The 8,517-nt window shown below is 57.0% G+C and carries 11 protein-coding genes and 1 pseudogene; 7 read left to right on the forward strand and 5 right to left on the reverse strand.

All coding sequences use genetic code 11. From position 1 onward, the window contains the following. Both ACSQ3E_RS30580 and ACSQ3E_RS30585 read right to left on the reverse strand, forming a co-directional pair. Positions 1 to 337 (reverse strand): annotated as a pseudogene (locus tag ACSQ3E_RS30580) (hypothetical protein); the annotation flags it as partial. Positions 338 to 963: 626 nt separating this feature from the next. Further along, complete coding sequence (locus ACSQ3E_RS30585) at positions 964 to 1,578, reverse strand: hypothetical protein (protein ID WP_436125479.1); 615 nt, start codon at positions 1,576 to 1,578, stop codon at positions 964 to 966. 268 nt (positions 1,579 to 1,846) lie between these two features. Here ACSQ3E_RS30585 and ACSQ3E_RS30590 point away from each other — a divergent pair, with 268 nt between their 5' ends. The 7 genes from ACSQ3E_RS30590 (at position 1,847) to ACSQ3E_RS30620 (ending at position 7,019) form a co-directional block, all read left to right on the forward strand. Beyond that, positions 1,847 to 2,659, forward strand: a complete 813-nt coding sequence (locus ACSQ3E_RS30590) for a TIGR04255 family protein (protein WP_436125480.1) — start codon at positions 1,847 to 1,849, stop codon at positions 2,657 to 2,659. Next, entirely contained in the window at positions 2,656 to 3,378 is a 723-nt protein-coding gene (locus ACSQ3E_RS30595; RefSeq protein ID WP_436125481.1) for a hypothetical protein, read from the forward strand. Before ACSQ3E_RS30590 ends, ACSQ3E_RS30595 begins: the two co-directional genes overlap by 4 nt. Positions 3,379 to 3,387: 9 nt before the next feature. Next, positions 3,388 to 4,215 carry a hypothetical protein gene (locus ACSQ3E_RS30600; protein ID WP_436125482.1) on the forward strand — a complete coding sequence of 276 codons (828 nt, stop codon included), beginning with the start codon at positions 3,388 to 3,390 and terminating at the stop codon, positions 4,213 to 4,215. 322 nt (positions 4,216 to 4,537) lie between these two features. Continuing rightward, positions 4,538 to 4,798: a hypothetical protein gene (locus ACSQ3E_RS30605; RefSeq protein ID WP_436125483.1), complete on the forward strand. Its 261-nt coding sequence runs from the start codon at positions 4,538 to 4,540 to the stop codon at positions 4,796 to 4,798. 4 nt (positions 4,799 to 4,802) lie between these two features. Next, positions 4,803 to 5,189: a thermonuclease family protein gene (locus ACSQ3E_RS30610; RefSeq protein ID WP_436125484.1), complete on the forward strand. Its 387-nt coding sequence runs from the start codon at positions 4,803 to 4,805 to the stop codon at positions 5,187 to 5,189. Between the two features lie 14 nt (positions 5,190 to 5,203). Further along, entirely contained in the window at positions 5,204 to 5,545 is a 342-nt protein-coding gene (locus tag ACSQ3E_RS30615; RefSeq protein ID WP_436125485.1) for a hypothetical protein, read from the forward strand. Between the two features lie 61 nt (positions 5,546 to 5,606). Further along, positions 5,607 to 7,019, forward strand: a complete 1,413-nt coding sequence (locus tag ACSQ3E_RS30620; RefSeq protein WP_436125486.1) for a KAP family P-loop NTPase fold protein — start codon at positions 5,607 to 5,609, stop codon at positions 7,017 to 7,019. Here ACSQ3E_RS30620 and ACSQ3E_RS30625 read toward each other — a convergent pair. The 3 genes from ACSQ3E_RS30625 to tnpA are packed head-to-tail and all read right to left on the reverse strand — an operon-like array spanning position 7,016 to position 8,417. Further along, on the reverse strand, positions 7,016 to 7,528 hold the full coding sequence (locus ACSQ3E_RS30625; protein ID WP_436125487.1) for a hypothetical protein: 513 nt from the start codon (positions 7,526 to 7,528) through the stop codon (positions 7,016 to 7,018). The genes ACSQ3E_RS30620 and ACSQ3E_RS30625 overlap by 4 nt on opposite strands. Continuing rightward, the gene (locus ACSQ3E_RS30630) at positions 7,525 to 7,803 is read right to left on the reverse strand and encodes a hypothetical protein (protein WP_436125488.1); all 279 of its coding nucleotides are present in this window, start codon (positions 7,801 to 7,803) and stop codon (positions 7,525 to 7,527) included. Before ACSQ3E_RS30630 ends, ACSQ3E_RS30625 begins: the two co-directional genes overlap by 4 nt. Continuing rightward, entirely contained in the window at positions 7,800 to 8,417 is a 618-nt protein-coding gene (gene tnpA / locus ACSQ3E_RS30635; RefSeq protein ID WP_436125489.1) for an IS66 family insertion sequence element accessory protein TnpA, read from the reverse strand. The genes ACSQ3E_RS30630 and tnpA overlap by 4 nt, the downstream gene beginning before the upstream one ends. Positions 8,418 to 8,517: the final 100 nt, after the last annotated feature.

Consider the following 8,517-nt stretch of genomic DNA (forward strand, 5'->3'; position numbering starts at 1 on the left):
GCTCGCCGATAATCCGGTCCACCGCCGCCATCGAGCAAACGATGGTCTCCTCGCCGTCAGGGCTGCTCACAACCGTCCACAGCCCATCCACTCGCTCGGCAACTGCTGCTTCGAGTTCCTGCAGCCGGTCACAGCGCCACATTGCTTGCTCATATGCAGCATTCCAATCGCGCCACAGCACCACCGCCGGGTCCGGTGCTGGATCGGGCATTACGTCAGAAGCCGCTGTCGCGCGTGAGGCCCCAAAAGCCCTCCCAACGCCGGCGACAAACAACCCGCCAAGCGCCAGCCGCCGCGTGACGCACCCAAAACTTATGCTATGGTCGGAATCAGCCATGATCCGAGCTCCCAACAGCTTAGATTGTAGTTAGGCCAGATGCGGTGCTGGAACACTGTGTCTGGCCGTTAATGCAAACAAAGGTACATCTTGTGGGGTATATGGGCAACACAAATCATCATAATATGGTGATTTTATGAACCCAGCGCAGTGCCGCATGGCTAGAGCCGCGCTGGAGTGGGGCGTGTTGGATTTGGCGCGAGAAGCGGCAGTGTCTACCCAGACCATCGTTCGCTTTGAACGAGGGGAGGTGCTCAAGGAAGCGACTGTCGATCGTCTACGGAGTGCTTTCGAGGCCGCCGGCATCGAGTTCATTCCGGCAAATGGTGGCGGCCCAGGCGTAAGGCTAGCTCGAGACTCAGAACCGAAAGGCAGCTAAGGCCCAGGGTGGGAGAGTTCCTACCATAGGTACTGTTCCGCACTGACACGGAAACCATTTTCTCACTTCACCTGTGATTCATAGTGATGAGCAGCCTATGACTGTCTCTGCCCTCCGAAGGCAGAGGTCACAAGTTCGAATCTTGTCGGGTGCGCCAACGATTTCAATAGCTTAGCGGCATTGTCGCTTAAATAGAAAATTGTCCCACATTTCCGGCCCACACGACGGGCGCAAACCGCCTAATGCCCTATTCGTTCAATGGCAGAACTAGCGGTGAGCCTTCGCGCCACACACCAAGCGAAGCCCATACTGCCTCAAAAAACTCCTGAAGCACCGCCGGAGTGATGTGCAGCGTTCGCTCGCTCACGTGAGCTTGTTCAGTCACTCTGGGGAAAAGGTCCGGGCGTCGTGCGAAAATTCGTTTCGCCGGACCGCCTGGGGGATGCTTTGCGCAGTTCGCGGCGGCCTCTAAGTCATCGAGCAATTTTAGAACGCGGGCGCGGTCAAAGCCTAGTTTTGCGCCTCGCTCAATTCGCGGCTTTTTATGCCGCTCCCAAAGATGAAAAAGAGCGATCAAAAAAGTTTTTCGGATGAGGTGGCCTCCACGTTCGGTCCGCGCGTCCATATCACTCGCGCGCTCGTAGATCTCACTGATTGGATCTTCGGGATCGTCAGGATCACATGGTGGAAACTCGTCCTCCGGACCTAGACCCAATTGTCGACGAACCATTTCTTCGACTTCAGCTTCGCGGTGAGCCAGGCTGGCGATCGCACCAGCGTAGGCGTCTTCCAGATCCTCTAGATCAATTCGGAACAACCAAAGGCGTATTGCCTTTGAAGTTGATGGCGGAAGTCTTGCCAAGCTGCGCTCCCAATGACTTGATGCTGAACTACTAAGACGGTTCTCATGATCCAACCAGCCGATTTTGGGCGCCGGTCACTAACCCAATGCGCGCGGGTGACAAGCGTCGCCGCAACGGCAGGCTGTAACCTGCCTTGCCTTCAATCCGGGGCCGGTTCGTCGAACTGGCTAGTTCCACTCGTTTCCATTTTGCAGATATTGGAATATTTCACTTTACGCTCTATTTTACAGTGGTATACGTTCCCGCTAGGGGAGTAGGAGCACCACCATGACAGATGATCATTTCGATCCGCTCTTCGGCGCGGCACCCGAAGAGATTCCGCTCCCAGACGCCCCCTTAGTAACGGTTCTCGCCCAGGTGAGATTTCCGGAGATCGTTTCGATCCAACAAAAGTCTTTTATCGGCGAGTTCCAAGAGCGCGTTCGCGCCACCTACCCAATAATGCGCGACGAACAAATGAAGACGTTTTCTGTCAACGAGCAAGGCGCGACGGTTTCCATATCGGGGGAAAGCGTTTGGCGTTTCATAGACGCGCAAGGTGCGTGGCGGCTCACCCTGACGTCAACGTTCATCACGCTGGAAACTCGCAAGTACGTATCTCGCGCTGATTTCATCGAAAGGCTTGGCGCCGTTGTTGACGCTGCTCGCGACACTTTGAGGCCCACTCACATTCTTCGTATTGGCATGCGCTATGTTGATCGACTTCAAATTAATGGCGGCGAAAGCTTAGGCGGCATGCTCCGTCCTGAAATGATGGGCATTTCAGGTGCTCCGATCGGCGGCCACATCGTCCACGCGATTTCTGAAGTGGTTTGCCGTGTAACTGAAGGTCATATGATGGCTCGTTGGGGGATGTTTCCAGAAAACGGTACCCATGATCCTGATTCGATGCCTCCAATACCTCATCCGGCGTGGTTTTTGGACATCGATACGTTTGTTGAATACCAATCCTCGCCGAAGGAGTTCGATTCAGGTATGATCCGTACAACGGCGTTGGCATTGGCTACTCGAGCCTACAGCTTCTTTAGGTGGGCCGTGACTGACAAATTCTTGGCAGCGTTCGGAGGAAAGATAAGTTGATTCCCTTCGCGATAGATGTTCCGCCGCCATTCTACCCGCTCTTTCGCGAAGAAAGGCGGATTGAATTTGACCCTGACCCTGCAGCGAATCCCTTCAGCTTTTTCCCTGAGGAAGTAGCGGACAAGCCGAGTCGGCATATTACTTCGAACTCACTTGATCGGACTGTCGGGGCCGCGCGTTCACTGGGGTCGATTTGGCAGTCTCAAACCTCATCGCAGGCGTTCGACCGCACGTTGGCGGCGATCGAACCAGCGATTAAGCAGTCCGTGCCTGGACAACTCGCAGAGATAAAGCGCATGACAGGGCGCAGTTGGGAGCAGCTTGCAACATTGCTCGGCTGTACTCGTCAGGCCCTACATAATTGGACCTTGGGCGAACCTGTCGCCAAGATAAATCGCGACAGACTGTCGAGGCTGTATGCCACCCTGCGCTACATCGATCAGGGCGACGCGGGAGACAATGCCTCGTTGCTGTTCGCTGCATTCAATGGTGACACCATCGCAGAAATGTTGGCGCAGGAGCGCTTTGCCGAAGTCAAAGCGGCCGTAGGCCGCGGAGCGGGACGCCCAGACGCAGGTTGGGGAATGGTCGAAAGGAACAAAGTTTCTCCCGTAGATCACTGGTATACTCGCCTAGTGGACTCGGATGAACTTAGTCCCCCCAATGTTAGTGGCTCTGAGCCGCAAAAACTCCGGCCTTTGCAGCTGAAAAAAGGTTAACCTGGCGGCATGGGTTCGGACGAAGCCCCGGCTTGGGCGGGCATTCTACGCGAATGGCGACAAGGCGATTACACCGTTGAAATAGACCACATTCTCTTGGCGAACGGCCGGGGCGAAGACGGCTTCCTCGAACCTGTCGCTGGAACGGCAATAGGCTTGGTAGTTATCAGCCAGACTTGCGATGTAGTTAACTACGGTAACTCGGACAAAGAGTGGGTGACAGTCGCCGCGCTGATCAAAATAGACGAAGCGCAACTTACCAACGTTCAGCGAGGTCGGGCGCCAACTTGGACGACGCTCGAGCGGCCGCCTGCCGAAAACGTTGTCGTCAACCTGAACCAGATCATGACCATACATAAATCAGTATTGGCAAAGGTTCGGAGAGAAGTGGGGTTTGACACCGATGCTACCCGCATCCGATTTGCCGATGCATTGGCCCGAAAACACGGTCGGTTCGCCTTTCCAGACGTTTTTAGCGAACAAGTCCTGAGTGATTTGCGCAAACGCGTGACCGAAGCCCACAAAAAGGATTCGGATCAAGGCAAGGCTTACCGATCAATCTTCAGCACACGTGTTTCCGGCGCGCCGAACTGGGACAACGCAGAAGTAACCGTGGGTTTTCGGTTTGTGCTGGTGCCCGAAGCCGAGCTCCAAATCGAGCGAAGCAAGATTTCCGAGGTCGTTGGAACGCATCTGCAGAAGATAAAGTGGCCTGAGGGGTTCAAGCCAGAGAACCCGCCATTCGTGTTGCAAACCGAGGACGAGATGTCTGCAAAGGAGTGGCTGGAGAGCCAAGAGGTTGATTGGGGGTTCATTTCCTGGCCAAGTGGGGGTTGATCGATTGCCCTTCACTGAATGTCGTCTCAGGCTTCGGCCGCCATTATGATGGCCCCATCGTCACCGATAGCGGCTAGCAGGGTCAGCACGTCAGGTCGTTCGGCATAGACTTCTTTCGGCTGGTCGGGTCAGTGATGAGCGCCGCATATAATACTCATTCACTAGGCCTGCCCCGGCTAGGCGGCGCCTGATCGAGGGACTTTGAATCGTCCTTCGCGCCGGGATCGGGCCAATCGCGCTCATACCGAACGACCTCGCAGTTACAACATTGGCAACGAAGGAGCTGCGTGTCACAAAGTGCATGAACATCCGGGGGGATTTCATGAGAAAATTACTGCCTTTGGCCACACTCGCGGTCCTTGCCGGCTGCGCCACGCCACCATCGAACATCAAGGCCGCTCCATCGGACGGCAAGGAATGCACCCAGGCAGATCGCGACCGGCTGGCCGATATCACCTCGCGCCAACAACGCACAGCAAACAAGGACGCGTTCGGTGTGTTCATGATTGGCGTGCCCCTTGGTGGCGATGAAACCCACGAACCGGAAATAGCCCGCCTCAAGGGCCGTTGCGGAGTGAAGTAGTCACATGATTGCTCTGTTGGCCGCAACCGCCATCTCGTGCCTACAACGCAGCGCCGTGGATGGCGATACGATCAGGTGCAATGGCCAGAACATGCGCCTGATTGGCGATGGTGTGCCGTTCAGGAGCGGCATCGACACACCCGAGACCGGCAGCCGTGCGAAGTGCGAACGCGAGCGCTTGCTAGGCAAGGAGGCCAAGAAGCGGCTGACTGAACTACTACGTGATCCAGGTTTGCGCATCGAGGACACAGGCCAGGTGGACGACACCGATCAGCGCCGGCCATTGGTGCGCGTTAGACTTGGGAATGGGCAGCTGGCGGAAAACATCCTGCTACAGGAAGGCCATTCAATCATCTGGCGACCAAAGGTCAAACGGCCTTGGTGCGGGTAACAGGGAGGAATGGAATGAAGTTAGCCGCCTTTGCTATGGGTGCAGCCCTGCTGATATGGCCAATAGCCAGTTCTGCGCGGAATCTCACGCCGTCGCAGATCGAAGTCTATGAAGCCGTCATGACTGCAGAGATCCTTGTCGGCAAGTGCTCCCAGCAGAGCATCTCCAGAGACGTCGGCAGAATTAATGAAATTACCGAGGAGGTTGGTCTCGTTCAGGCGGATTTCGCTGACGAACGAGCGAACTCGACATGGGATCGGCTCAGCGCTGAGATGGGTGAGCTTACAGACAGTGATTGTGCGGCGTACTACAGAAGAATGGGCCCAGACGGTTCCGGCCTACTGATTATCTACTAGTCGGCAAGGGCATTTGCGGTTCGCAATCGATACTTGTGCAAGTTGAGAATTTGGTGGGCAAATGGGAACTGAAATCTGGGTGGGGGATCATCTAAGGCGCAAGGAAGACGCCGACTTCTTGATTGACTATCTGTTGGAGCGAAATGGCCAGGCGGTAGCGAAAGGGCAGCGCGGGACATCAATCAACGTGAGCGCTCCCTGGGGCGCCGGCAAGACCTTCTTCATGACGAGGCTTGCCGAACAACTTCGCTCAGACGGGTTTAGGGTCGCGGAGGTCAATGCGTGGCGCGACGATCATGCCGATGACCCGATCTTTCCGGTCATGTCGGCGATACTTGGGTCATTGCAAAAGGCGGGCAAGACAGCCGGCATTCGGCAATCACTGAAGAAGAATGCAGGAAAGATTACAGCACGGGCCGCTATGGGACTAGCGAAGCGCGGAGCCGAGTTCTTTATCGGTCGGGAAGCAGTCGACGGAATTACGGACGACGTGGCGAAGTCCATCGCCGAAGCTGCTGAGCAGACGTTGAGTGAGTACGCCGAACAGGCACTTGAGCGCTTCGAAGATGGTCAGAAGGCGATCGACGATTTTCGCACTGAGCTCGCAAAGGGGGTTGAAAACGGCAAGCCGTTGTTTGTTCTGATCGATGAAGTTGACAGGTGCCGGCCCATCTACGCCATCTCGCTCTTAGAGCGGATCAAGCACCTATTCGACGTCCCCAATGTTATCTTTCTGGTTGCGACTCATACGGATCAATTGGCGCACACAATACGAGCCGTATACGGGGCCGGGTTCGACGCGGACACGTATCTCCACCGTTTCTTCGACCGCACCTACTCATTCGATCAACCCACCCTGGACCAGTTTGTTGATGTGCAATGGGACGAACTTAGGCTGCAGGAAGATCGCTATCTGCCCATTCCCGACCATACACAAAGCCAGATGGTTTCCGCAGTTTCGCGAATCGCCGGCCTGTCGTTGCGAGACATCAAGCAGTGCATGGAAATACTCGGTAGTGTGACAAACCGAGCGGAAGCTAAAGTTCCTGTACCGCTATTGTATGTGTACCCGCTTGTTGCCGCATATCACCTGAGAAAGACTGGTGCATTTAACGTCGCAACGGGGATGGCCAATCGCGACGGCGATCAGCAGATCGCCGCAAGGCAATTTCAAGCTCTGTTCAGCGGAGAGCCGCTTTTCATATTTCAGAACCGTGACCACTTCGGCCGTCAGACGGGCGAACAAACGGTAGAGCTTACTCGTGTGTTGGACAGCTTTATGGGCTTGCTCAGTAACGGCCTGACGGAACAGGTCGGTGGCGATGCTTGGGAGTATCGGTTTGTCGAGCGCTACCGGCAGACTGAGTTCGCCACTCTACACGGAAGCACCCATAGAGGCATGAAGGTAACGTCCATTCTCGAACACTACCGTGCGATGATCCAAAAAGCCGGACGGATTGGACAACTGACCTAGTTGCTACGGAAGAACTGTTCCGATGATCCCGCGTCCTGAGGCGGCCGGACAATCCGTTGACCGGCCTGATCGATCTGCGAGATGCCCTCGTTCAGCCACTCGATGGCAGACTGGACGTCCTTGTTCTCTGCCAAGGCGCCGGTGACGACATCCACCAGCGCGGGCACGGCGGCCGTCCGATAGGCCATCTTGCCGGCGGTCGGCATGTTCTGGCGCGTGTTCGTCACCCATTTGCGGAACGATGGCGACGTAACGAGCTGCGCCAGGCCACGCGACACGGCTGCAGCCTGCAGCGCGCTGGCCGGTCGCGACAGAATGCCAGTGATGGCTGCGCCAGCTGCGAGGCCGCCGATAGCCGACGTGGTGGCGTCCCGCTCTTGACGCTTCGCGGTGATCAGCGCCAGGTCGCGCAGCGCTTGGACCAGCATGGCGAGCCCGTCGAGGCCTTTCCGCATGTGGGTGTGACCCAGCGCCAGATGCACCTTCACTCCCGCCGGAACGATCATCATGGGCTCACCCCTCCGCTGTCGATCCGTGCGCGCACGACATCGGGATCACACCCTTCCGGCGCGAACATGCGCCGCCCGTCAGGCAGATCGACGGCCATCATTCCGTCAGGTGGTTGCACGAACCTCTGCAGGGCCAGCGTCGCCGGGATGTCATCTGGTAGCGTCACGGATGCGAGTTTTGCACGCTTCCTCTGCGCCACGTCGAACTGTACGCGCCAGCGGAACAGCATCCCCGTGACGATCCCGTGCGTGCGCGCGACGGCCGAGACACTCACGGCTGGTTGCTCTCCAGCGCGATGGCACGCTTTTCCGCATCGCTGAAGAAGCGCCGGGCAGGTTGCCGGCATGGCGTCGGCCCATCCTTGGCGGCATCTGTCAACTCGCTTTCGGGCGCCGTTCCGTTAGCACTAGTGCTAACGGCCGGGCGGGCGGCGGGATGAAGATGCGCGCGCCAGTCGATATCCAGTTCGCCATCCTCCAGGCGGTCACGCCAACGGCGCAGCGCGTAGGGCGACAGATGCAGTGCCGCGGCATATTCGCGAACGCCCATGCCGCTCCAGTTCATCGCCTCGACATGCATTGCCCAGAACGCCCAAAGCGCACGATTGCGCACATCCGTGCTCACACCAAAACGTTGGCGTTGGCGCCGGCGCGGCTCTTTCCGGCGTTGTTGCGGGCACCCTTCACGGCGCAATTGTGCCTGCGATTCCGCATGTTTGCGCGCTGCTTCCTTGCCCATCAGGTGGTCAAGCCAGCGCTCGAACGTACGCCGGTTGAGATGGTGATGGCGGCAATAGGTTGTGCGCGCCAATCCGCTCTGACGCCACGCTTCGACATGAATCACCCAGAAGGACTTACGCGCTGTGTTCTCGAAATGTCTCAAATTCACCGAAGATCCTCCACGCTACGAAGGAACCTCACAAGCTGCGATTTTGCACTACGCCAACGAGGTGTCAGGACCGGACGCTTACGTCGCGAAAAGTACTACC

The sequence above is a fragment of the Aminobacter sp. LjRoot7 genome (assembly GCF_964252895.1).
Classification (GTDB): Bacteria; Pseudomonadota; Alphaproteobacteria; order Rhizobiales; family Rhizobiaceae; genus Aminobacter; species Aminobacter aminovorans_B.

What these genes read in the sequence shown, in the direction of transcription:
- ACSQ3E_RS30590 (WP_436125480.1), top strand. Translation starts at nt 1,847, where the DNA reads ATGACAGATGATCATTTCGATCCGCTCTTCGGCGCGGCACCCGAAGAG.
- ACSQ3E_RS30600 (WP_436125482.1), top strand. Translation starts at nt 3,388, where the DNA reads ATGGGTTCGGACGAAGCCCCGGCTTGGGCGGGCATTCTACGCGAATGG.
- ACSQ3E_RS30605 (WP_436125483.1), top strand. Translation starts at nt 4,538, where the DNA reads ATGAGAAAATTACTGCCTTTGGCCACACTCGCGGTCCTTGCCGGCTGC.
- ACSQ3E_RS30610 (WP_436125484.1), top strand. Translation starts at nt 4,803, where the DNA reads ATGATTGCTCTGTTGGCCGCAACCGCCATCTCGTGCCTACAACGCAGC.
- ACSQ3E_RS30615 (WP_436125485.1), top strand. Translation starts at nt 5,204, where the DNA reads ATGAAGTTAGCCGCCTTTGCTATGGGTGCAGCCCTGCTGATATGGCCA.
- ACSQ3E_RS30620 (WP_436125486.1), top strand. Translation starts at nt 5,607, where the DNA reads ATGGGAACTGAAATCTGGGTGGGGGATCATCTAAGGCGCAAGGAAGAC.
- ACSQ3E_RS30625 (WP_436125487.1), bottom strand. Translation starts at nt 7,528, where the DNA reads ATGATGATCGTTCCGGCGGGAGTGAAGGTGCATCTGGCGCTGGGTCAC.